This window comes from Rudaeicoccus suwonensis, from assembly GCF_007829035.1.
GTDB classification, from domain to species: domain Bacteria; phylum Actinomycetota; class Actinomycetes; order Actinomycetales; family Dermatophilaceae; genus Rudaeicoccus; species Rudaeicoccus suwonensis.
Genome location: NZ_VIVQ01000001.1, coordinates 1,060,078 through 1,082,661 on the forward strand (window position 1 = coordinate 1,060,078; position 22,584 = coordinate 1,082,661).

The window sequence follows — 22,584 nt, forward strand, 5'->3', positions numbered from 1 at the left end:
TAGGGCTCGTGTGATCGGGTGCGGAGCGCCCACGGCTTCACCTATTCAGACGCTTGTGCTTGTTCGACTCGTAGTCGGCTAGCCAATTCTTCGAACTCAACCACGTCCCATTGGCCGATTTTTGAGCACGGAGGCGACCTCGTTCGGCCGCAGCACGCAGGGCGGCGGCGGTGATGCCTTCCTTTGGGTCAACGAGACTGGCAAGTGGGACTAGCCTTGCCGGGCCCGCCACAGCGGGGACCACGAAGCGGTAGAGGTTGTTGGTGATTGCGCGCGCGAGCAACTCACCGAGGGGGCCGTACTCTTCCTTGTCTGCCTTACGCATCGCGTTCAGATACCTCGTGCGTTCGTTCTTGAAAACAATGGCGGGCGGGTAGCCGAGCCGGACGATCAGAAGGTTGAGCAGGAGGCGACCGGTGCGACCGTTGCCGTCGAGATACGGATGAATCTTCTCGAACTCGTTGTGAATTCGCGCGAGTCGCTCTGGGAAGGGAGTCTCGTCCTTTTCGCGTAATTCGTTCACAACGTCGACCCAATCGGTCAGGCGATGGTTGATGTCGGGGAACGGTGGAGGAGTCATGCCTTCTGGGAATGGTTGTATGTCGTGGTGGCGCCAGTTTCCTGGTGTTTCGGCAGGTGTTGCGTTCGGGTGGGGTGAGACGTTCCAGACTGGCGTCATCGCTTTGTAGTGCACAGTCCTGATCTCGTGGAGGCTCAAGAGGTCGCCGGTCGTCCAGTCTCCAGCGAACATGAGCCTTTCGGTCGGCGAGCGAGAGTTGTTGCGTCGGCGGCGACTTAATGTGAACACGACAAACTTCACCAAGTTGAGGGCGATTTGTCGCGTATGTCCAGAAATAATTCGAACACTACAACTTCTCGTCGGGTGCTGAGGAGATCCTCCGGTGCAGGGTTGGCCGCAGGTTGCGCGGGAGTGCCATTGGGTCGATCCGCCCTAGCACGACGGGGGTGCGATTTCTCACTCCGCCTGGATGAGCGTGCTGTCTCATCGCCTCGTTACCCTTGTCCGCGATGAGCACCTCCGCAGCGTCCCACCTGTCTCCTGCGTTTCCGGGGAAGGCCGCGTGGGGGACCGCCGGCAAGCTGCGCGCCTGGCAGGCGGCTGCGATGGACACCTACTTCGAGGCGCACCCCCGCGACTTCCTCGCTGTGGCGACGCCCGGTGCCGGCAAGACCACCTATGCACTGCGCCTTGCGACCGAACTCATCGGCCGCGGCATCATCGAGCAGGTCACGATCGTCGCTCCGACCGAGCACCTGAAGACGCAGTGGGCGGATGCGGCTGCGCGGGTCGGCATACACATCGATCCGCGGTTCACGAACGCGCAGGAGCAGCACGCGGCCGACTTCGACGGCGTGGCCGTCACGTATGCCGGGGTCGCCAGCCGCCCTGCGTTGCATCGGGCGCGCACCTCGGCACGACCCACCTTGGTAATCCTCGACGAGGTGCACCACGGTGGCGACTCCAAGTCGTGGGGCGATGCGATGCGCGAGGCCTTCGAACCTGCCACCCGCCGAATCTGCTTGACCGGCACCCCTTTTCGCTCCGACACCTCGCCTATTCCGTTCGTGCGTTACGACGAGGGTGCCGACGGCATACGGCGCTCGGCGAGCGACTTCACGTACGGCTACGCCGAGGCATTGCGCGACGGTGTCGTGCGCCCGGTGCTGTTCATGGCGTATGGCGGTGCCATGAGGTGGCGAACCTCCGCCGGTGACGAGATCGCGGCACGGCTCGGCGAACCGCTGACCAAGGACGCCACGGCTGCCGCTTGGCGCACCGCGCTGGACCCGCAGGGTGCGTGGATCCCGGCGGTCCTGCAGGCGGCGGACAAACGCCTCACGGAGGTGCGCCGGCACATGCCGGACGCCGGTGGTCTGGTGATCGCGTCCAATCAGACGGCCGCGCGGTCGTATGCACGCACGCTGCAGGCGATCACCGGCGTGAAACCGACGGTGGTGCTCTCGGACGACACCGGGGCGTCGTCGCGCATCGAGGAGTTCGCGTCATCCGAGGACCGGTGGATGGTCGCGGTGCGGATGGTGTCCGAGGGCGTCGACGTGCCGCGCCTGGCAGTCGGTGTCTTTGCCACCTCCACCTCGACCGCGCTCTATTTCGCGCAGGCGATCGGCCGATTCGTGCGGGCTCGGCGTCGCGGTGAGACGGCGACGGTCTTCCTGCCGAGCGTCCCCCAGATCCTCGATCTCGCCTCGACCATGGAGAAGCAGCGCGACCATGCGCTGGATCGCCCTGAGAAGCAAGCGGATTCGATCTGGGACGAGGAAGAGGGGCTGATCGCCGACGCCAACAAGTCGGAGAAGGCGCTCGGTCCCGACGATCAGAAGTTCCAGGCATTGGAGTCGGAGGCGGAGTTCGACCACGTGCTCTTCGACGCCCAGCAATTCGGGCTCGGCGCCGAGGTCGGCAGCGCTGACGAGCAGGAATACCTCGGTCTGCCCGGCTTGCTCGAACCCGAGCAGGTCACCGAATTGCTGCGCGCCCGCCAGGACAAGCAGGTGCGCACCGGTCGTCGTCGCCCCGCCGATGACCAGCCGGTGGCCGCGCACCGGGCGCTCGCCGCGCAACGCAAGGAGCTCAACTCGCTGGTCGCGGCCTACGCCACTAAGTCGGGCAAGGCACACGCGATCATTCACAACGAGTTGCGGGTCAAGTGCGGTGGGCCGACGCTGGACCGGGCATCGACCGACGAGGTGAGCGAGCGCATCACCATGATCCGGAACTGGTTCGTCGGCAGAAAGAGGTGAGCGCCTGATGGTGGCTGCGACGGAACTGACCGACGCCGAGTTCGAGCGCATTTACGGACGATGGGCACCGAACGAACCACGAGATGCTGCAGCCGCTTTCGCCGGCTATCCGGGTCTGTGGTGGATCGCCGGAGGCTGGTCCGTCGAGGCGTTCAGTGGCATTTCGCGACCACACCACGACTGTGATCCGTCAGTTCTGCGTGCCGATCTCGACGCCTTCCGAGAGCATGTCCGGGGGACGTATGACGTATGGGTGGCCGGCTCAGGTGCCCTCAAACCATTGCTGCCCGAGCAGTCGCTGCAGGACGCGGAGCCGCTGCCGTCCGGCTGGGGACAGGTCTGGCTGCGGCGCGGCGCCGATCAGCCGTGGGAGTTCGACGTGCTGCTCGCGCCGGGCGATCGTGACACGTGGGTGTACAAGCGCGACGAGTCCGTCACGATGCCGATGAGTGCGGCGCTGTGGGAGCGGGACGGCATACCTTATCTGCAGCCTGAGATCCAATTGCTCTACAAGGCAAAGGGATTGCGGCCACAGGACCAAGCCGACTTCGAAACCGCGGCGCCGCTCCTGTCGAGCGAGCAGCGTGACTGGCTGCGCGGGATGCTGCAGCGCACGCTGCCCGACCACCCCTGGCTGCGGCACCCCGCACTGCGCTGATCAGTGCGCCAGGGTCACTGTGTTCCGGCGGCGACCACCAAGGGTTGGGTGCGATGCGGCACGAGTTCGGCGAGGGCGATCACGGTCGAGGTGCGCAGCACCATCCCGTTGCCGACGACCTGGTCGATGACGCGCTGCAGATCGGTGTTGTCACGCGCGACGACCCGAACGAACAGGTCGCCGTCACCGGTGATGGTGTGCACCTCCAGCACCTCCGGAATCGCCGACAGGTGATCGACGACCTTCTCGTGGCCGCGGCGCTGCTGAATCTCCAACGAACAGAAGGCCATCACCGGATACCCGAGCGCGGCCGGCGAGACGGTCGGCGCCAGTGTGCTGATGACACCGCGCTCGATCAGCCGGTCGAGTCGCGCCTGCACGGTGCCGCGCGCCACCCCTAGTTCGCGCGAGGCGCCCAGCACGCCGATCTGCGGCTGTGCCGCCAGCAGGGACAGCAGGCGGGAGTCGAGGGCGTCGATCGATTGCGACATACAGCACATTGTATGGCGAAGGCGCGATTCGATGATGCATATTGCACATGGTGACTACTCAAACATGACTCGGTTGCATGCCGGCGTGACCCAGCGCACAGTGTCGCCATGACCACTACGTTGAACCTCACCCCGGACGAGCTCGCCGCGGGCCAGGACCTGGAGCAGCTCAAGCAGCTGGTCGGTCTGGTCGACTACGACATCGACAAGGACCCCTTCCCGGTGACCGGCTGGGACGCGATCGTCTTCGTGTCCGGCAATGCCACCCAGTCGGCGCAGTACTACCAGTCCGCCTGGGGCATGGAGCTGGTCGCGTACTCCGGTCCGGAGACCGGCAACCGTGACCACAAGTCGTTCGTGCTCAAGAGCGGTTCGATCCGGTTCGTCATCAATGGTGCGGTCGACCCGGACAGCCCGCTGGTCGAGCACCACCGCAAGCACGGTGACGGTGTCATCGACATCGCGCTCGAGGTGCCGGACGTCGACAAGTGCATCGCGCAGGCCCGCAAGGCAGGCGCCACAATCGTCCGCGAGCCCGAGGACATCACCGACGAGCACGGCACGATCCGCATCGCGGCGATCGCCACGTATGGCGAGACCCGCCACACGCTGATCGACCGCAGCCGGTACGACGGTCCCTACCTGCCCGGCTACGTCGCGCAGACCTCCGACTTCGTCAAGCGCAACGGCCAGCCCAAGCGGCTGTTCCAGGCGCTCGACCACATCGTCGGCAACGTCGAACTGGGCAAGATGGACGACTGGGTGACCTTCTACAACAAGGTCATGGGCTTTGTGAACATGGCCGAGTTCATCGGTGACGACATCGCCACCGACTACTCCGCCCTGATGAGCAAGGTCGTCGCCAACGGCAACCACCGGGTGAAGTTCCCGCTCAACGAGCCGGCGATCGCCAAGCGCAAGAGCCAGATCGACGAGTACCTCGAGTTCTACCGCGGCCCGGGTGCCCAGCACCTGGCCGTCGCGACCGGCGACATCGTCGCCAGCGTCGACGCGTTGCGCGCCAACGGTGTCGAGTTCCTCGACACCCCCGATTCCTACTATGAGGATGACGAGTTGCGCGAGCGCATCGGCCAGGTGCGCGTGCCGGTCGAGGAGCTGCAGAAGCGCGGCATCCTGGTCGACCGCGACGAGGACGGCTACCTGCTGCAGATCTTCACCAAGCCGCTGGGCGACCGCCCCACGGTCTTCTTCGAACTGATCGAGCGCCACGGCTCGCTCGGCTTCGGCAAGGGCAACTTCAAGGCCCTCTTCGAAGCGATCGAGCGCGAGCAGGACCGCCGCGGCAACCTCTGACCGGCGCCCGACCGAAGGCCACGTCCCGTCACCGGGGCGTGGCCTTCGGCGTTTCCTGGCCACGGCTGGTCACGCACCAAACCATCGGGCGCCATGGATTTGCCCGGCGATGACAGCGGTCGTCCTCGAACCGGGTGCGCGCCGTTCCGGCAACCTAGGCTGCAGTCATGGCTCGGGTACTTGTCACAGGCGCATCGGGATACATCGGCGGGCACCTCGTCGCGGCGCTGCTGCGCGACGGTCAACAGGTGCGGGTGCTGACCCGCCACGCGGACGGTCTGCGCGCCGAGCCGTGGGTTGGCCAGGTCGAGGTCGTCGAAGGCGATGCGTCCGCCGCCGCAGATTGCCGTCGCGCGCTCGCGGGGGTGGAGGCGGCGTATTACCTGCTGCACTCGATGGATGGCGGTAGTGACTTCGTCCGTCGCGAGCGCGACATGGCGTCGACCTTCGCGTCGGCCGCGGAGTATTCACGTGTGGCCCGGATCGTCTACCTCGGTGGGCTTCATCCAGGCGGCGAATTGTCCGAACACCTCGGCTCACGTGTCGAGGTCGGCAAGGTCTTCCTCGCCGGAGCGGTGCCTGCTGTGGTCTTCCAGGCCGGTGTCGTGCTCGGAGCCGGCTCGGCGTCCTTCGACATGCTGCGCCATCTGACCGAGCGACTTCCGGCAATGGTGGCACCGCGATGGGTGCAGAACAGGATCCAGCCGATCGCGATCGCGGACGTGTTGCACTACCTGGTCGGTGCCCTGCGGTTGCCGGCCGACGTCAACCGCACCTTCGACATCGGTTGTCCCGAGGTGCTCACCTATGCGCAGATGATGCGCCGGTATGCCGCAGACGTCGGTCTGCGTCGCCGATACGTGGTGACGGTGCCGGTGCTGACGCCGCGACTGGCGGGACTGTGGATCGATCTGGTCACGCCGATCTCCTCGGGCATCGCCCGGCCGCTGGTCGGAAGTCTGGTGCACGACGCCGTATGCCGCGAGGACGACGTGCTCGAAGCGATCGGCCCGCCGCCGGGCGGCCGCACCGGCTTTGACGAGGCGATCGCGGCGGCAGCGGCGGACATCGACCCGCTGCGCTGGTCGCGCACGCTGGGGCGCACGGCCGCGATCGTGGCCGCTTCTGCGGTGACCGGTTCGGTGCTGACCAACCCCGGATCGGCGTGGTACACCGGACTGCGCAAGCCCGCCTGGCAGCCGCCGCCGGTGGCCTTCCCCCTGGTGTGGACATCGCTGTACACCTCGACGGCGGTCGCGACGGCCCTGGCCAGCGCGGACCTTGCCGAGGACGGCAAGCGTGCTGCAAGCAATTCGCTGGAGCGCGCGCTCGCGGTGAACATGGCGCTCAACACAGCGTGGACTGCCATCTTCTTCCGCGCGCACAAACCCACACTTGCCACGGTCGAATGCGCCGTGCTGTGCCTCAGCACGGTGGACCTGGCACGCCGGGCCGGGGTGACCGGTGGCGGCAAGGCTGCCACGATCGGCGCGTATGCCGCGTGGTGCGCGTTCGCGGGAACCCTGTCGGCCGGAGTGGCGCGGCTCAACCCCGGCTGTAACTAATGCGGACGAGCTGAAACGAGCGTTGCGGCCCAACCTCGAAAGAGGCTGAGCCGCAACGGCTTTCGTCCGGCTGAAAGATCCGGCAGATCGTCGCTCAGGCGACCATGCCATGTGGGTCGATGACGAACTTCTTCGCCGCACCCTTGTCGAAGTCGGCATATCCCGCCGGCGCCTCGTCGAGAGTGATCTTCGTGGCGTTGACGGCCTTGGCGATCTGCGCCTTGTCGCGCAGGATCAGGTTCATCAACTGGCGGTTGTACTTCTTCACCGGGCACTGACCGGTCATGAACGAGTGCGACTTGGCCCAGCCCAGGCCGAGACGCACACCGAGCGTGCCCTCCTTGGCGTTGTCGTCGGAGGCGCCCGGGTCGCCGGTGACATAGAGCCCCGGTATGCCGATGCCCGCGCCGGCACGAGCCAGCGACATACAGTCGTTGAGCACGGTCGCAGGTGCCTCGTCGGCATCCGCTCCGTGACCGCGGGCCTCGAAGCCGACGGCGTCGACGGCTGCATCGACCTCGCGCTCGCCGATGGCCTGCTCGACCAGATCGGCGAGATCGCCACCACTGGACAGGTCGACCGTCTCGCAACCGAAACTACGCGCCTGCGCGAGCCGGTCGGCGTTCATGTCACCGACGACCACCACCGATGCGCCGAGCAACTGGGCCGCATGCGCAGCAGCCAGACCGACCGGACCGGCGCCTGCGACATACACGGTGGAACCGGTCGTCACGCCCGCGGTGTAGGCGCCGTGGTAGCCGGTGGGGAAGATGTCCGACAACATCGTCAGATCCATGATCTTCTCCAGCGCCTGCTCGCGATCGGGGAAAGGCAGCAGGTTGAAGTCGGCATACGGCACCATGACGTATTCCGCCTGCCCGCCGATCCAGCCGCCCATGTCGACATAGCCGTATGCCGCGCCGGCCCTGGCCGGGTTCACGTTGAGGCAGATGCCGGTCTTGCCCTCGTTGCACATGCGGCAGCGGCCGCATGCGATGTTGAACGGCACCGAGCAGATGTCGCCCTTCTTGACGAACAGCACGTCGTCACCGAGTTCGACGACCTCGCCAGTGATCTCGTGGCCGAGGGTCTGACCGATCGGGGCCGTCGTCCGCCCGCGGACCATATGCTGATCGCTGCCGCAGATGTTGGTCGTGACCAGTTTGAGGACCACGGCGTGCGGCGCCTGTTTCTTCAGGCTCATCCCGGCGGCTACGTCGTCCGGCAGTTCCAGTGCCGGGTAATCGATGTCTTCGACGGCGACCTGACCGGCGCCCTTGTAGACCACAACTCTGTTGGTGGGCATGAGACCTCCTTGTCTCCGGCGCGACGACCGCACGGAGATGTGCGCAGCGCGCCTCTTCCACCATAGGTCGGCGCGCGTCGCTGTTGCCCTGTCGCGCGCACCGGCCCTCGTCAGCCGCACCTGGGGGTGATGAGAGGATCCTGAGTCATGACGGACCGCCCCTCTGGTTGGTATGACGACCCCGACAGTCCCGACCAGTTGCGTTACTGGGACGGCATCCTGTGGTCCGATCGCACGATGCCCAAGGTCAAGCCGGGGCTGGAGGACTCCCACATCGGCGACCCGCGCGAACAGTGGGATCGGGAGCACCAGGACGACGAGCAGCACGTACCGTATGGCGCCGCGCCCTTCCGGGGTCAGCAGCCGGGCCGGCCGACCGGTTGGGGTCCCGGCGCGGGCTCGCACTACGACCCTCGTCAGGGGCACTACCCCCAGGTGCAGGCGACCTACCCACCGCTCCCGGTGCCGACGACCCCGGACGGTGAGCAGCTGTCGGGCTGGTGGCGACGACTGGTCGCTTTCTGCATCGACGGCATCATTGTTTTCACGGTCGCGGTGGCGCTTGCGTGGCACTGGCTGCAGCCGTGGGTGCACACGGTCACGACGTGGTACGACAGCGTGGTGACTGCTGCGGAGAATCACCAGTCGCAGCCTCCGACACCATCCGGTTTCTACGACGTTCCGTGGCAGTACCCGGTCGTCGTCTTTCTGATCTACCTGGTCTACGAAGTCTGTCTGACGGTATGGCGCGGGCAGACTCTCGGAAAGATGGTCACCGGTATCCGTGTGCGCGGTGCCGACTCGACCGCGCCGCCCTCGTTGCGGGCCGCCACGATTCGCCTGTGCATCAAGCAGGGGGCTGTCGCGGTCCGCGGGATTCTGGTGCTGTCGACCGTGGGGTTGCTGTTCCAGGTGCTCGACGGGTTGGTGCCATTGGGCGATGCGCGTAAGCAGGCGATTCACGACAAGGGCGCCAAGACGTATGTCGTCCGGACGAATCCGACAAGCGGACACTATCCGCAGCAAGGCGGCCCGTCGCCATACAACAACCAGTCGTCGTATGGGAGTCAGCAGCAGCCGTACGACGGCGGCCAGCCGCCATACGGCCGGTGACGGCGACGGATGCGGCGGTCGCACGCTTCCGAGCACGCTGACCCGCTGCAGGAATGACAGGCGACGCGCTCGCGGTAGTCGTCCGGTGATCGCGGTGCCCTGCCCCAAATGGTGGGGCAGGGCACGGTCTCGCTGACGTACGCCGTCGCCTCAGTCGCGAGCCGGCAGAATGCGCCCGCTGACCTCGCCGAGTGCGATGCGCCCGCCGCCCACCGCAGGCGCTGTCGCGGTGATCGTGACCTCGTCGCCGTCCTGCAGGAACGAACGCTCGGTGCCGTCCTCGAGCCGGATCGGTTCACTGCCGCTCCAGGACAGTTCGAGCAGGCTGCCACGTTGCTGCGGCTCGGGGCCGGACACCGTGCCGCTGGCGAACAGATCGCCGTTGCGCAGTCGCGCGCCGTTGACGGTGAGGTGCGCGAGCATCTGGCCGGGTCCCCAGTACATCTGCGCGTACGGCGGCTGCGACACCAGGGTCCCGTTGAGACGCACCTCCAGTGCAAGGTCGAGACCGAAAGCGCCCTCAAGGCCGCGCAGATAGGGCAGCGGTTGCGGGTCTTGCTGTGGCAGAGCGATTCTGGCCTCCTTCAGCGCAGCCATCGGTGTGATCCAGGCGCTCAGCGACGACGCGAAGGACTTGCCGAGGAAGGGCCCGAGCGGGACGTACTCCCACGCCTGCAGGTCACGTGCCGACCAGTCGTTGAACAGCCCGACGCCGAAGATGTGCTCGTCGGCCCGGTCGACGCCGACACGTTCACCCAACTCGGTTTCGCCGCCGACGACGAAACCAACTTCGGCTTCGATGTCGAGACGAACACTCGGACCGAACTGTGGTGCCGCGTCGGCGGGGGTTTTGCGCTGACCGACGGGCCGGACGATGTCGGTGCCGCTGACCACAACAGTGCCGGCGCGACCGTGGTAACCGATCGGCAGGTGTTTCCAGTTCGGTGTCAGTGCCGCGCCGTCGGGACGGAAGATCTTGCCGACGTTGGTCGCGTGGTGCTCGCTGGCGTAGAAGTCGACGTAGTCGGCGACATCAACCGCAAGGTGCAGCTCCACGGCGTCCAGCGGGCGCAGGTGCGGTCGGACGAAGTCACGGCGCCGGTCGTCGCTCAGCAGTTGCTGCAGCCAACGACGCGCTGCCTGCCACGACGAGGGCCCCTGCTCCAGGAAGGCGTTCAGTGACGGCGTGCTCCACGCGCGAGCCCACTTTCGGTGGCCGTCGGCAGCTGCCAGCCCGGCGATGCCGACGACGTGACCACCCAACCGCGAAACGACCTGAGGACTCCAATCCTGAGCGCTGGCAACGGCATACGGGAGGTTGGTGAGACCCCACAGATCGTCGGTGAGTGCGAACGGGTCAGCAGTCATCAGTCCTCAATCAGGCCGAGTGTGGCCAGGTCGTTGATCGGGTCGAGCACGTCACAGCAACCGTATGACGTGAAGCTGTTGCGCACGTTGACGGCGCGAGCTTCGGAGAACTCGGTGATGTCGGCGGCGATCGCAGAGGTGTCGCGGCGCTCCAGTTGTGTGGCGACATCGTCGCCGTCGAGCGCAGCGGCGGTCGCGAGCACGACGTTGAGGAAGCCGAACTGGTCCTCCGTGCGACCGTCCGCGGTCACCGTGCTGGTGACCGCATGGTGCAGACCGCCGGTGAGCTTGAACGGGAGGCCGAGGCGCACGCACTCGCCGATGAACTGGGCCACGTCGGTGCTCGAGGGCACGGGGTTGGCCGGTGAACTGCCGGTGCGCAGCTTGGCGATGACCTGCAGGGGCGAGGATGCAAGATCCGGGAGCACGGACACCCCGCTCGGGCCGGCCGGCACCTCGACCGCGAGTGGCACTCCGAGCGTGAGGGCGTCCCGCCAGCCGTCGACAGCAGGCACCTCGAGGCCGGCGAGCGCGTGGCTCGGCGAGGCCGTCACGGCCTCGCCCGCAGCCACGATGTCGGCGATGGCGGTTCCCGCGCGACCTACGACGCCGATGACGAGCCCGCCACCGTCGGCCAACGCATCGTCGACCAGGGCGGGCGGAAGCAGCAGCGGTCCGACGAAATCCGACGCGGGGGTGCCGCGGCGTCGCGCCCGCCGCTCGATAGCCTCGTCGAGCGGGAAGTTGCCGGGCGGAAAGACTGCGGCGTCATCGAGCAGGTGAGCGAACAGCGCGCGGGTGGGAAGCCTGGGTGACATGGCTTCCACCGTACTGAAGGGCCGGTGGTGCTTCTGCCCGCACCGCCGGGCGGCGCCACCTTCGTTGTCGACCGGCTGCATTAAGGTTTTGCGGGTGCCCTTCGCGGCACGGGAAGGGATGAGAACAATGGCGTTCTACCGATCCATGGGACTGTTGCCCAGACAGCGGCATACAGCTCTGCGCACCCCCGAGGGCGGAGTCTTCTACGAGGAGCTCATGGGGGAGGAAGGCTTCTCCAGCGACTCCTCGTTGCTCTATCACCGCGGTCTGCCGTCAGCGATCAGCGATGCGCGGGCGTGGGAGTTGGGCACCTCGCTGGACACGATCCCCAACCATCCGCTGCTGCCGCGGCACCTGAAACTGCACGACCTGTTCACCGAGGACGTCTCGCGCGTCGACGCCGTCACGGGACGGCGTCTCGTGCTCGGCAACGGCGACGTGCGCATCTCGTATGTCGTCGCCGGCGCCGTCAGCCCGTGGTACCGCAACGGCATCGGTGACGAATGCGTGTATGTCGAGCGTGGTCACGGACGTGTCGAGACGGTGTTCGGCGCGTTCGATGTGGCCGAGGGTGACTACGTGATCATCCCGCGGGCGACGACGCACCGGTGGATTCCGCTGGTCGCGGGCGACGAGGGCTATTCGGAGCCGTTGCGGGCGTACGCGATCGAGGGCAACTCGCACATCGCCCCGCCGAAGCGGTACCTCTCACGCTATGGGCAGCTGCTTGAGCACGCGCCGTACTGCGAGCGTGACCTGCGGGGGCCGCAGGGGCCATTGCTCGCCGAAGACATTGGTGCTGATGCAAATTCGCCGACCGAGGTCTATGTCAAGCATCGTGGCAACGGTCCGGGATCCAGCGGCGGCATCGTCGGCACGATCTACACCTACCCCTACCACCCGCTCGATGTCGTGGGCTGGGACGGTTGCCTGTACCCCTACGTCTTCAACGTCGCAGACTTCATGCCGATCACCGGCAAGGTGCATCAGCCGCCGCCGGTTCACCAGGTCTTCGAGGGCACGAATTTCGTGGTGTGCAACTTCGTGCCGCGCAAGGTGGACTACCACCCGCAGTCGATCCCGGTCCCGTACTACCACTCCAACGTCGACAGCGACGAGATCATGTTCTACGTCGACGGCGACTACGAGGCGCGCAAAGGCTCGGGCATCGGCAAGGGGTCGATCTCGTTGCACCCGGGTGGCCACGCACACGGCCCGCAGCCCGGCGCGTACGAAAAGTCCATCGGCGTCACCGAATTCGACGAACTCGCGGTCATGGTCGACACCTTCCGGCCGATGGAGCTCGGCGAGGCCGCACGGGCGGTCGATGACGGGAAGTATGCCTGGAGCTGGGTCGGCGGCCGCTGAGCACCCACCACGCCGCCTGAGGGGTGGTGCGTGGCGGCGTCGCAGTCAGCCGATGGTGACGCCGGCCGCGGCCAGTTCCGCCAGCGCCGTGGTGGTGGATTCCGGCGCCACTCCGGCACACAGGTCGAGCAGCACCGTGGTGCCGAAGCCGGCACGCGCAGCATCGAGAGCGGTGGCGCGGACGCAGTAGTCGGTGGCGATACCGACGACATCGACGGTATCGACGCCACGCTCCCGCAACCAGGTCTGCAGATCGGTGCCGGCCTCGTCGCTGCCCTCGAACCCGCTGTACGCCGCAGCGTGCTCGCCCTTGCGAAAGATCGACCCCGCTGAGCCCATCTGTCCGATCATCGAGATGGCCGGCAGTACCGCCGGATGGAACTCCGCGCCACTCGTGCCGACATGGCAGTGAACAGGCCAACTGTCTTTGAAATCAGGGCTTTTCGACCAGTGGGCGCCTGGCGCCATGTGCCAGTCCGCGGTCGCGGCAAGGGCGTCATACAGCTCGTGGTGGCGTTCGACATATGCGCTGATGCGCTGCGCCACGCCGGCTCCACCTGCGACGGCCAGGGAGCCGCCCTCGCAGAAGTCGTTCTGGACGTCCACGATCACAAGTGCTTGCGTCATGAGTTGCAGATTACTGGGCGTCGGTGCCTCGCCGCGCGAAATGGATCAGAACTAGCCCATTGACGGCGGCGGCTCGACGGGTGTTCTATGTCGCAATCACCCCGTCGAGGAGGCATCACCGTGGATCAGACCAGCACCGGCTCCGACGAAGACCTGCTTGCCGAACTCGGCTACAAGCAGGAGCTGCATCGCGGCATGTCCGCGTTCTCGAACTTCGCGGTGTCCTTCTCGATCATCTCCATCCTCGCCGGATGCATCACCACCTACGGCCTGGCGATGGGCGGAGGTGGTCCGATCGCGATCACGATCGGCTGGCCCATCTGCGCGATCGCCGTCATGTGTGTCGCGATGGCGATGGCCGAGATCTGCTCGGTGTACCCGACATCCGGTGGGCTGTACTTCTGGGCCGGCCGGCTCGCGCGCAAGCGGAAGCGCGAATGGGCTTGGTACACAGGCTGGTTCAACTTCCTCGGTGAGGTCGGCGTTACCGCGTCAGTCGACTATGGCGCAGCGATCACGTGGATGGCGTTCGCCAGCGAGCTGTGGGGTGTCGATGTCACACCGAAGAAGACGTTCTTCCTCTTCCTTGTCTTCATCCTGATCCACGGGTTGCTCAACACCTTCGGCGTCAACGTCGTCAAGATCCTGTCCTCGGTCAGCGCCTGGTGGCACCTGGCGGGTGTGGCCGTCATCGTCGTCGTCCTGGCATTCGTCCCGAGTCATCACAAGTCTCTCGGTTACACCTTCGGCCACTTCAACGACTCGCTCGGCTTCTCACACGGACTGTTCTCCACGCCGCTGTACGCGTTCTTCATTGGTCTACTCATGTCGCAATACACCCTCACCGGGTATGACGCCTCGGCTCACCTCGCCGAAGAGACCCACGACGCCTCCCGCGAGGCGCCCAAGGGCATCGTGCGCTCCGTCTGGGTGTCGGCGATCGCGGGTTGGCTGCTGCTCATCGCGGTGACCGCGTCCATCCAGAACTTCGGCAGGGAGCTGACGGCGACCCGCACGGGCCTGCCGGCCGCGGAGATCTTCATCGATGCGGCCGGTCACTCTCTGGGTGTCAGCCTCATCTTCATCTGTGGCGTGGCGCAGTTCTTCTGCGGTATGGCCTGCGTGACATCGAACTCCCGTATGTCGTATGCCTTCTCGCGGGACGGCGCTCTGCCGGGCTCGGCCCTCTGGGCGAAGGTCAACCCGCGCACGGGCACACCGACGAACTCCATCTGGTTGTGCGTCGTGTGTTCCATCGCCTTGACGATCCCTGCGTACTGGAACACCACGGCGTTCAACGCAGTCGTCTCGATCGCTGTCATCGGGCTCTACATCGCCTACACGATTCCGATCTTCCTGCGTCGCATGAACCCCTCGTTCCGCGTCGGACGGTGGCATCTGGGCAAGTGGTCGCCACTGATCGGCTGGGTTTCGGTCGTGTGGGTGATTTTCATCGTGATCATGTTCATGCTTCCGCAGGCGGCACCAGGCACCTTCGGCAACAAGACGTTCAACTACGCGCCGGTGGCGGTTGTGATCGTGTTGGTGTTCGCCACGGCGATGTGGATCTTCGGCGGTCGCAGCCACTTCATGCGGGATGTGCCGGCCGGGCACGAAACCAAAGACGCCGCAGAGATTTTCGGGGACTGATGGCATCGTGAGCTCTTCCGAAGCGCGGGTCATCGCGCTGCCTCAGGTCATCCTGCAGCCCACCGGGGGCAATGTCTTCGAGGCAACGGTGGGCCAGCTTGCGACGGCGATCCGGCTGGGAGTTTTCGCCGACGGCGAGCAACTGCCGCCTGAGCGTGAGTTGGCCGATCGGTTGCAGGTCAGCCGGGTCACCCTGCGCGAGGCAATTGCTGCCTTGCGGGACGCCGACCTGGTGCAGACGACGCGCGGGCGCGGTGGTGGCACCGTCGTGACCTACGCGGGTCCGACGCCGCCGACGACGCCGGGCTCCACCAGCGTCGCCCAGCTCACCGACGTGCTCAGCTTCCGGCGCATCGTCGAGCCGGGGGCGGCCGAGCTCGCGGCGACCAGACCGCTCGACGGCGCGCAGCGGGCCTGGCTGACACAGGTCATGGCCGAGTGTGCCGACACGTTGGACACCCCCGCTCACAGGGTGGCCGATGCGCGGCTGCACCTGGCGATCGCCTCGGTGTGCGGCAGCGCGATGCTCATCGACGCGGTGACGCAGGCGCAGGCTGCGCTGGGCGAGCTGCTCGCAATGATTCCGGTGCTGCCACGCAACATCGCCCACTCACACGACCAACACGAGGTCGTGGTTAAAGCGGTGCTGTCCGGTGACGCCGCCACCGCACGGGCCGCCATGCAGGAGCACTGTGACGCGACCGCCGAACTGTTGAAAGGACTGGTGGGCTGATGGGCACACATGAAACGTCCGGGCTGACCCTGGACGCGCTGCGCGACGCTATCGAGTCAGGTGAGATCGACACCGTCGTCGTTGCTTTCACCGACATGCAGGGCCGTCTGCAGGGCAAGCGACTGCATGGTCACTACTTCCTCGACTACGCACTGCAGGAGGGGGTGGAAGGCTGCAACTATCTGCTGGCTGTCGACGTCGACATGAACACCGTTGACGGCTATGCGATCTCGTCGTGGAAGACCGGCTACGGCGACTTCGTCATGGAGCTGGATCTGCAGACGCTGCGGCATACACCCGGCGACGAGGGGTCGGCGACGGTGCAGTGCGACCTGGCGTGGCTCGACGGCTCGGGGCCGGTCCGGCAGTCGCCGCGAGCGGTGCTCAAGGCGCAGGTCGAGCGGGCGCGCGCACACGGTTGGGACGCCTTCGCCGGCACCGAGCTGGAGCTGATCGTGTTCGAAGATTCCTACGAATCCGCCTGGGATTGCTCGTATGTCGGGCTGACGCCGGCGAATCGTTACAACATCGACTACTCGATCCTTGGTGGGGCGCGCGTCGAGCCGTTGTTGCGGGAGATCCGCACCGAGATGCACCGCGCAGGTCTGATCGTCGAGGGCGCCAAGGGCGAGTGCAACTACGGTCAGCACGAGGTCGGTTTCCGTTTCGAGCAGGTGTTGCGCACGTGCGACAACCATGTGATCTACAAAGAGGGCGCCAAGGAGATCGCCGCGCGTCGTGGCTGTTCGCTGACCTTCATGGCCAAGTATGACGAGCGTGAGGGCAACAGTTGCCACATCCACCTGTCGCTGCGCGACGAAGACGGCACGCCGATCTTCGCCGGTGACCGGCCCGGCGGTCACAGTCTGTTGTTCGATCACTTCCTCGCCGGAATCCTCGCGACAGCAAGAGAATTCACCTACTTCTACGCGCCGAACATCAACTCCTACAAGCGGTATGCCGATGGCTCGTTCGCGCCGACCGCGGTCGCGTGGGGCACGGACAATCGCACCTGCGCGCTGCGCGTGGTCGGTCACGGCAGCTCGCTGCGCGTGGAGAACAGGCTGCCCGGCGGCGACGTCAACCCCTATCTGGCGGTTGCGGCCATGCTGGCCGGCGGTCTCTACGGGATCGAGCACGAGCTGCCGTTGGAGGACGCCTTCGTGGGCAATGCCTACGAGAGCGACAAGCCGAGGGTGCCCTCGACGCTGGCCGAGGCGCGAGACCTGCTGCTGGAGTCGACCATCGCGCGTGACGTCTTCGGCGACGAGGTCGTCGAGCACTACGCGCACGCGGCCGACATCGAGATCCAGGCGTTTAACAGCGCCGTCACCGATTGGGAACGCAAGAGAGGATTCGAACGACTGTGACCACGTATGACGTGATCAGCCCTGTGACCGAAAAGCCATGTGCAACGGTCGAACTCGCAGACATTGAGCGAACCGATGAGGTGGTCGCCCGCGCCAAGGCTGCAGCACCTGCCTGGCGTGAGACGGCCCCGGCCGACCGGGCGCGACTGTTGCGCAGGTTCGCGGCTCAGGTCGACTCGCACCTGGAGGAGCTGGCCCAACTGGAGGTGCGCAACGCCGGTCACACCATCAGCAATGCGCGATGGGAGGCGGGCAATGTCCGCGATGTGCTCGAGTACTTCTCGGCAGCTCCGGAACGCCTGTGCGGCAAGCAGATTCCCGTCGCGGGCGGCATCGATGTGACGTTCCACGAACCCCTCGGTGTTGTCGGGATCATCGTGCCGTGGAATTTCCCCATGCCGATCGCCGGCTGGGGCATGGCGCCGGCACTGGCAGCAGGTAACACCGTGGTCCTCAAACCGGCGGAACTCACGCCGCTGACCGCCATACGTCTCGGCGAACTCGCCCTGGAGGCAGGGATTCCCGAGGGAGTCTTCACCGTGCTGCCCGGTGAGGGTGCCGTCGTCGGGGCGAGATTCGTCTCGCACCCGGACGTGCGCAAGGTGTGTTTCACCGGGTCTACCCGGGTCGGCAAGCAGATCATGGCGGGCGCAGCGAACGACTTGACGCGGGTGACCCTTGAACTCGGCGGCAAGAGCGCGAACATCATCTTCGACGATGCCGACCTCGAGCGCGCTGCAGCATCCGCACCGGGTGCAGTGTTCGACAACGCCGGTCAGGATTGTTGTGCTCGTGGCCGAATCCTCGTGCAGCGCTACGTCTTCGACAAATTCATGGAGCTGCTCGAGCCGGGTGTCACGTCATACCGCGCAATCGATCCGAGCGACGAGGACGCGCAGATGGGTCCGCTCATCACGCACGTGCAGCGCGAGAAGGTTCGCGGCTACGTCGAGAGTTCCGACGTTGCGTTCCGCGGAACTGTGCCGGACGGTCCGGGCTACTGGTACCCGCCGACCGCCGTGCTGCCGACGTCGACCGACGACCCGGTCTGGCAGGACGAGGTCTTCGGGCCCGTCGTCGCGGTGCTGCCCTTCGACGACGAGGCAGATGCGATCGCCAAGGCCAACGACACGGCATACGGGCTGTCCGGGTCGATCTGGAGCGAGAACATCGGACGTGCGCTGCGGGTCGCCCGCGGCGTCGAGGCCGGAAACCTCTCGGTCAACAGCAACGCCTCGGTGCGCTACAACACACCCTTCGGCGGTTTCAAGGGTTCCGGCATCGGTCGTGAGCTCGGCCCGGACGCGCTTGCATCATTCACCGAGGTCAAGAACGTCTTCATCGCAACCGATCACTGACACCGATCACTGAAAACATCTGACAAACAAGGAGATCAACACCATGGCAGGCAGGCTTGAGGGCAAGATCGCAGTCGTCACCGGAGGCTGTTCCGGCATCGGGCTCGCGACCGTGACCCGTTTCGCGCAAGAGGGCGCGAAGGTCGTGATCGGTGACCTCGACGACGTCAACGGCACGCGCATCGCAGGCGAGATCGACGGACTGTTCGTGAAGTGCGATGTCACCGATGCGCAGCAGGTGGACGCGCTGTTCGCGGCGGCGAAGTCGACATACGGCTCGGTCGACGTGGCCTTCAACAACGCCGGCATCTCGCCGCCGGAGGACGACTCGATCCTCACCACCGACATCGACGCCTGGCGCAAGGTGCAAGAGGTGAACCTGACCAGCGTCTACCTGTGCTGCAAGGCGGCGCTGCCCTACATGCTCGAACAGAAGCACGGCTCGATCATCAACACCGCGTCCTTCGTGGCGATCATGGGCGCGGCGACCTCGCAGATCTCCTACACCGCCAGCAAGGGCGGTGTGCTCGCCATGTCGCGTGAACTCGGTGTGCAGTTCGCCCGCGAAGGCGTGCGGGTCAACGCACTGTGCCCTGGACCGGTGAACACGCCTCTGCTGCAAGAGCTTTTCGCCAAGGATCCCGAGCGGGCGCAGCGACGTCTGGTGCACGTGCCGGTCGGCCGGTTCGGGGAGCCCGAGGAGATCGCCAACGCGGTCGTCTTCCTCGCCTCGGACGAGTCCTCGTTCATCACCGCGACCGACTTCCTTGTCGACGGAGGTATCTCGGGCGCCTACGTCACACCGCTGTGAGCGTGACGCGCCCGGTCGTCGGCATCACCGCGTATGCCGAGCCGATCGTCCGTGGCGTGTGGCAGCCGGTGCCGAGCGTGTTCGTCGCGTCGGGGTACACCTCCAAAGTCGTTGCAGCCGGCGGGATCCCGATGGTGATCCCGCCGGTCGACGCGGCGGATGACGACTGGGCCCAGGCGGTGCTCGACCGGTTGGACGCGCTGATCATCGCCGGCGGAGCAGACATCGACCCGCAGCTGTATGGCGAAGCTGCGCATCCGGCCGCGCAGGAGTTCCGCCCCGAGCGCGACGCCTGCGAGATCGCGCTCGCCCGGGCAGCCGTGCAGCGGGATCTGCCGTTGCTCGGGATCTGTCGTGGCATGCAGGTGATGGCGGTCGCGGCGGGCGGTTCGGTCGATCAGCACTTGCCGGATCTCGTTGGGCACGAAGGCCATTCGCCCACGCCGGGAGCATTCGCCGAGCACCCCGTGGTGGTCCGCAAGGGCACCGGTCTGCACGCGATCCTCGGCGACGAGGTGGTCGTGCCGACCTACCACCACCAGGGCGTGCGCACCCATCCCGGCTACGTCGCGGCTGCGGATGCGAGTGACGGAGTGCTCGAGGCGATCGAGGACCCAACTGCCCGGTGGCGCTTCGGCGTGCAGTGGCACCCGGAGGCCGGTGACGACCCACGGTTGTTCGACGCACTCGTGCACGCCGCCCTGCGGTGACGTGATTCCACGCGCGTGCGGCTCTCACGGGCGGACCGTGTCCGCGATGACCGGTGCGGCTCTCCCGCCCGTGCTGTGGCCGCGATGACCGGTGCGGCTCTCCCGCCCGTGCTGTGGCCGCGATGACCGGTGCGGCTCTCCCGCCCGTGCTGTGGCCGCGATGACCGGTGCGACTCCCGTTGACCTGGCGGTAGATGCTCTTATGGGCTGCTCATAACGACAGCTGCTGCCAGGTCGACGGAGGGTTAGGACAGCTGCTGCCAGGTCGACGGAGGGTTAGGACAACTGCTGCCAGGTCGACGGAGGTTAAGACTGGTAGATCGTCGGGATGACCGGCTCACCACGCGACAGCTGTGCTGCGGTCGGCGGCAACTCCGCACGCGACGCGGCGTGGCGCTCGCGCGCATCCGCGAGATCGCCGTGGAACACCCGCTCACCGTCCCGGATCAGCGGCACCAGCAGCGTGCGGTCGTCGCCGTCGTCGACCGGCGGCCGCCCGATGCCGATCAGCTCCGCCTCGGCGACGCCCCGCGAATCCCTCCGCCGCAGAGCGTATTTGCGCCCACCCACCGAAGCCTTGTCCTTGCTCTTCTTCGCGACCGCCTGCAGTTCGCCGGCGGCATTTTCGCGCGCGACCAGCTTGTAGACCAGGCCGGCTGTCGGCGCACCGGACCCCGTCACCAGCTGAGTGCCGACGCCATACCCGTCGACCGGGCCTGCCTGCAGCCCCGCGATCGCGAATTCGTCGAGGTCCGAGGTCACCACGATGCGGGTCTTCGTCGCGCCGAGGCTGTCCAGTTGCGCTCTCACCTCGCGCGCCTGCTGCAGCAGGTCACCCGAATCCAGCCGCACCCCACCGAGTTCCGGCCCGGCGACCTCGACGGCGAGTGCGACCGCAGTCGGCACGTCATAGGTGTCGACCAGCAATGTCGTCCCGACCCCGAGCGCGTCCACCTGCGACTGGAAGGCCGCGCGCTCGTCGTCGTGCAGCAGCGTGAACGCGTGAGCCGACGTGCCCGCAGTGGGCACGCCGTAGCGACGCCCGGCCTCCAGGTTCGAAGTGGTCGCAAAGCCCGCGACGTATGCCGCACGGGCCGCCGCGACCGCAGCCCACTCATGCGTGCGGCGGGAGCCCATCTCGATGCACGGACGGTCGTCGGCGGCAGCCGTCATACGTGACGCGGCAGCAGCGATCGCGCTGTCGTGGTTGAGGATCGACAGCACGAGAGTCTCGAGGACGACCGCCTCGGCGAACGGCGCCTCGACGATCACCAACGGCGACCCGGGGAAGTAGACCTCGCCCTCGGCATACCCCCAGATGTCGCCGGAGAAGCGGTAGTCCGCCAGCCAGGCCAGCGTCACGTCGTCCACGATCCGTCGCTCGCGCAGGTCGGCGAGTTCGGCCTCGCCGAAACGGAATCCGGCCAACGCGTCGAGCAGCCGGCCGGTGCCGGCGGTCACCCCGTAGCGTCGGCCGTCCGGCAACCGCCGGGCGAAGGTCTCGAACACACTCGCCCGCATGGCGGTGCCGTCCCGCAGCGCCGCCTGCAGCATCGTCAGTTCGTACTGGTCGGTCAGCAGGGAGGTGGCCGCGCGGCCGGCTGCGGCGTCCGTGGTTTCGGGAGTCACAGGCGCCACCTTAAAGTGGATTCGTGTCCGTCGCGCCCCCGCAGCATGCAACCCCGGATGTCGACGTCGAGAGCGACGCGGCGTCTCAGCTGGATCAGCCGTGGGTCACGATCGTCTGGAACGACCCGGTCAACCTCATGTCGTATGTCGCATGGGTGTTCCAGAACTACTTCGGTTATTCCATCCAGGAGTCCGAGAAGCTGATGCTCAAGGTGCACCGCGACGGCAAGGCCGTGGTGGCCAACGGACCGCGGGAGAAGATGGAGACCGACACCGAGGCCATGCACGGATACGGCCTGTGGGCGACCTTCGAGAAGGACAACTGAGTGGCAACGGCGTTCACCCGCAAGGGTTCCCGAGTCAGCTGCACGATGGAGTCCGACGAACGGATGCTGGTGCGTGAGTTGCTCTCGCAGACCCGGCAACTGCTCGAACCCGAGGGCGATCTGACCGGTGACCCGGTCGAGGACCTCATGGCATCGATCGGGAAGAGAGCTGACCCGGCCGAACTCGCCGACCGTGACCCGGCGCTCGCCCGGCTGCTGCCGGACGGGCATCGCGATGATCCCGAGGTCGCTGCGGAGTTTCGCTCGCTCACCGAGCACGGGCTGCGCCAGCGCAAGAGCGCCAATCTCAGCACCGCCATCGCGGCGATCGACGGGCAGTCCGGCGGTGACCGGCTCGATCTGGATCTCGGCCAGGCACAGGCGCTGCTCATCGCCCTGACGGATGTGCGGTTGGCGCTCGGGGAGCGACTCGGCCTGCGGACCGATCGCGACAGCGAGGCTCTGCAGGACGAACTCGCCCGGGCCGGATCGGAGCGGGCGTCCGACCCCCGGGTGATGACGGCGCTCTACTACGACTTCCTGAGTTGGCTGCAGGAGTCGCTCGCCGGCGTCCTGCTCTGAGC

General features: G+C 66.5%; 21 protein-coding genes. 14 read left to right on the forward strand and 7 right to left on the reverse strand.

All coding sequences use genetic code 11. The features are described from left to right. Positions 1-37 precede the first annotated feature (37 nt). Positions 38-820, reverse strand: coding sequence for a Fic family protein (locus BKA23_RS04820; RefSeq protein WP_145225988.1), 783 nt, complete (start codon positions 818-820; stop codon positions 38-40). Positions 821-1,029: 209 nt separating this feature from the next. On the opposite strand from BKA23_RS04820, the gene BKA23_RS04825 reads away from it, so the two are divergent. Both BKA23_RS04825 and BKA23_RS04830 read left to right on the forward strand, forming a co-directional pair. Then, positions 1,030-2,784, forward strand: a complete 1,755-nt coding sequence (locus BKA23_RS04825) for a DEAD/DEAH box helicase (RefSeq protein WP_145225990.1) — start codon at positions 1,030-1,032, stop codon at positions 2,782-2,784. Positions 2,785-2,791: 7 nt separating this feature from the next. Next, positions 2,792-3,442 (forward strand): hypothetical protein, encoded by a 651-nt coding sequence (locus BKA23_RS04830; RefSeq protein ID WP_246104452.1) that lies wholly within the window; start codon positions 2,792-2,794, stop codon positions 3,440-3,442. Between the two features lie 14 nt (positions 3,443-3,456). On the opposite strand, the gene BKA23_RS04835 is transcribed toward BKA23_RS04830, so the two are convergent. Beyond that, positions 3,457-3,933: an Lrp/AsnC family transcriptional regulator gene (locus BKA23_RS04835; protein ID WP_145225992.1), complete on the reverse strand. Its 477-nt coding sequence runs from the start codon at positions 3,931-3,933 to the stop codon at positions 3,457-3,459. A gap of 108 nt (positions 3,934-4,041) precedes the next feature. Here BKA23_RS04835 and hppD point away from each other — a divergent pair, with 108 nt between their 5' ends. Both hppD and BKA23_RS04845 read left to right on the forward strand, forming a co-directional pair. After that, positions 4,042-5,247, forward strand: a complete 1,206-nt coding sequence (hppD, locus tag BKA23_RS04840; RefSeq protein ID WP_145225994.1) for a 4-hydroxyphenylpyruvate dioxygenase — start codon at positions 4,042-4,044, stop codon at positions 5,245-5,247. A gap of 167 nt (positions 5,248-5,414) precedes the next feature. Continuing rightward, complete coding sequence (locus BKA23_RS04845) at positions 5,415-6,812, forward strand: tryptophan-rich sensory protein (protein WP_145225996.1); 1,398 nt, start codon at positions 5,415-5,417, stop codon at positions 6,810-6,812. A gap of 94 nt (positions 6,813-6,906) precedes the next feature. Here the strand turns inward: BKA23_RS04845 and fdhA are convergent, their stop codons facing one another. Further along, positions 6,907-8,118, reverse strand: a complete 1,212-nt coding sequence (gene fdhA / locus BKA23_RS04850; RefSeq protein ID WP_145225998.1) for a formaldehyde dehydrogenase, glutathione-independent — start codon at positions 8,116-8,118, stop codon at positions 6,907-6,909. A 147-nt stretch (positions 8,119-8,265) separates the two neighbouring features. On the opposite strand from fdhA, the gene BKA23_RS04855 reads away from it, so the two are divergent. Beyond that, positions 8,266-9,231, forward strand: coding sequence for an RDD family protein (locus BKA23_RS04855; protein ID WP_145228213.1), 966 nt, complete (start codon positions 8,266-8,268; stop codon positions 9,229-9,231). A 150-nt stretch (positions 9,232-9,381) separates the two neighbouring features. On the opposite strand, the gene fahA is transcribed toward BKA23_RS04855, so the two are convergent. Then, positions 9,382-10,599 carry a fumarylacetoacetase gene (gene fahA / locus BKA23_RS04860; protein WP_145226000.1) on the reverse strand — a complete coding sequence of 406 codons (1,218 nt, stop codon included), beginning with the start codon at positions 10,597-10,599 and terminating at the stop codon, positions 9,382-9,384. After that, positions 10,599-11,417, reverse strand: coding sequence for a hypothetical protein (locus BKA23_RS04865; RefSeq protein ID WP_145226002.1), 819 nt, complete (start codon positions 11,415-11,417; stop codon positions 10,599-10,601). The genes fahA and BKA23_RS04865 overlap by 1 nt, the downstream gene beginning before the upstream one ends. Before the next feature lie 127 nt (positions 11,418-11,544). Between BKA23_RS04865 and BKA23_RS04870 the strand changes: the two genes are divergently transcribed. Then, a complete protein-coding gene (locus tag BKA23_RS04870; protein ID WP_145226004.1) occupies positions 11,545-12,786 on the forward strand; it encodes a homogentisate 1,2-dioxygenase in 1,242 nt (413 codons plus the stop codon). A 45-nt stretch (positions 12,787-12,831) separates the two neighbouring features. On the opposite strand, the gene BKA23_RS04875 is transcribed toward BKA23_RS04870, so the two are convergent. Beyond that, positions 12,832-13,413, reverse strand: a complete 582-nt coding sequence (locus BKA23_RS04875) for an isochorismatase family protein (protein WP_145226006.1) — start codon at positions 13,411-13,413, stop codon at positions 12,832-12,834. Positions 13,414-13,533: 120 nt separating this feature from the next. On the opposite strand from BKA23_RS04875, the gene BKA23_RS04880 reads away from it, so the two are divergent. The 6 genes from BKA23_RS04880 to BKA23_RS04905 are packed head-to-tail and all read left to right on the forward strand — an operon-like array spanning position 13,534 to position 20,045. Then, positions 13,534-15,063 (forward strand): amino acid permease, encoded by a 1,530-nt coding sequence (locus BKA23_RS04880; protein ID WP_246104453.1) that lies wholly within the window; start codon positions 13,534-13,536, stop codon positions 15,061-15,063. A gap of 7 nt (positions 15,064-15,070) precedes the next feature. Beyond that, on the forward strand, positions 15,071-15,796 hold the full coding sequence (locus BKA23_RS04885) for a FadR/GntR family transcriptional regulator (RefSeq protein ID WP_246104454.1): 726 nt from the start codon (positions 15,071-15,073) through the stop codon (positions 15,794-15,796). After that, positions 15,796-17,166, forward strand: a complete 1,371-nt coding sequence (locus tag BKA23_RS04890; RefSeq protein ID WP_145226012.1) for a glutamine synthetase family protein — start codon at positions 15,796-15,798, stop codon at positions 17,164-17,166. The genes BKA23_RS04885 and BKA23_RS04890 overlap by 1 nt, the downstream gene beginning before the upstream one ends. Further along, the gene (locus BKA23_RS04895; RefSeq protein ID WP_145226014.1) at positions 17,163-18,524 is read left to right on the forward strand and encodes an aldehyde dehydrogenase family protein; all 1,362 of its coding nucleotides are present in this window, start codon (positions 17,163-17,165) and stop codon (positions 18,522-18,524) included. Before BKA23_RS04890 ends, BKA23_RS04895 begins: the two co-directional genes overlap by 4 nt. Before the next feature lie 43 nt (positions 18,525-18,567). Next, on the forward strand, positions 18,568-19,335 hold the full coding sequence (locus BKA23_RS04900; protein ID WP_145226016.1) for a 3-oxoacyl-ACP reductase: 768 nt from the start codon (positions 18,568-18,570) through the stop codon (positions 19,333-19,335). After that, positions 19,332-20,045 (forward strand): gamma-glutamyl-gamma-aminobutyrate hydrolase family protein, encoded by a 714-nt coding sequence (locus BKA23_RS04905; RefSeq protein ID WP_145226018.1) that lies wholly within the window; start codon positions 19,332-19,334, stop codon positions 20,043-20,045. The genes BKA23_RS04900 and BKA23_RS04905 overlap by 4 nt, the downstream gene beginning before the upstream one ends. 306 nt (positions 20,046-20,351) lie before the next feature. Here BKA23_RS04905 and BKA23_RS04910 read toward each other — a convergent pair whose 3' ends face one another. Continuing rightward, on the reverse strand, positions 20,352-21,674 hold the full coding sequence (locus BKA23_RS04910; protein WP_145226020.1) for a nicotinate phosphoribosyltransferase: 1,323 nt from the start codon (positions 21,672-21,674) through the stop codon (positions 20,352-20,354). 23 nt (positions 21,675-21,697) lie between these two features. Between BKA23_RS04910 and clpS the strand changes: the two genes are divergently transcribed. Continuing rightward, on the forward strand, positions 21,698-22,000 hold the full coding sequence (gene clpS, locus BKA23_RS04915; protein WP_145226022.1) for an ATP-dependent Clp protease adapter ClpS: 303 nt from the start codon (positions 21,698-21,700) through the stop codon (positions 21,998-22,000). Further along, positions 22,001-22,582 carry a DUF2017 domain-containing protein gene (locus tag BKA23_RS04920; RefSeq protein WP_246104455.1) on the forward strand — a complete coding sequence of 194 codons (582 nt, stop codon included), beginning with the start codon at positions 22,001-22,003 and terminating at the stop codon, positions 22,580-22,582. Positions 22,583-22,584: the final 2 nt, after the last annotated feature.

Excerpts from the sequence above, each read along its gene's own strand:
- BKA23_RS04825 (WP_145225990.1), top strand. The coding sequence starts at position 1,030 with ATGAGCACCTCCGCAGCGTCCCACCTGTCTCCTGCGTTTCCGGGGAAG.
- BKA23_RS04830 (WP_246104452.1), top strand. The coding sequence starts at position 2,792 with ATGGTGGCTGCGACGGAACTGACCGACGCCGAGTTCGAGCGCATTTAC.
- BKA23_RS04835 (WP_145225992.1), bottom strand. The coding sequence starts at position 3,933 with ATGTCGCAATCGATCGACGCCCTCGACTCCCGCCTGCTGTCCCTGCTG.
- hppD (WP_145225994.1), top strand. The coding sequence starts at position 4,042 with ATGACCACTACGTTGAACCTCACCCCGGACGAGCTCGCCGCGGGCCAG.
- BKA23_RS04845 (WP_145225996.1), top strand. The coding sequence starts at position 5,415 with ATGGCTCGGGTACTTGTCACAGGCGCATCGGGATACATCGGCGGGCAC.
- fdhA (WP_145225998.1), bottom strand. The coding sequence starts at position 8,118 with ATGCCCACCAACAGAGTTGTGGTCTACAAGGGCGCCGGTCAGGTCGCC.
- BKA23_RS04855 (WP_145228213.1), top strand. The coding sequence starts at position 8,266 with ATGACGGACCGCCCCTCTGGTTGGTATGACGACCCCGACAGTCCCGAC.
- fahA (WP_145226000.1), bottom strand. The coding sequence starts at position 10,599 with ATGACTGCTGACCCGTTCGCACTCACCGACGATCTGTGGGGTCTCACC.
- BKA23_RS04865 (WP_145226002.1), bottom strand. The coding sequence starts at position 11,417 with ATGTCACCCAGGCTTCCCACCCGCGCGCTGTTCGCTCACCTGCTCGAT.
- BKA23_RS04870 (WP_145226004.1), top strand. The coding sequence starts at position 11,545 with ATGGCGTTCTACCGATCCATGGGACTGTTGCCCAGACAGCGGCATACA.
- BKA23_RS04875 (WP_145226006.1), bottom strand. The coding sequence starts at position 13,413 with ATGACGCAAGCACTTGTGATCGTGGACGTCCAGAACGACTTCTGCGAG.
- BKA23_RS04890 (WP_145226012.1), top strand. The coding sequence starts at position 15,796 with ATGGGCACACATGAAACGTCCGGGCTGACCCTGGACGCGCTGCGCGAC.
- BKA23_RS04900 (WP_145226016.1), top strand. The coding sequence starts at position 18,568 with ATGGCAGGCAGGCTTGAGGGCAAGATCGCAGTCGTCACCGGAGGCTGT.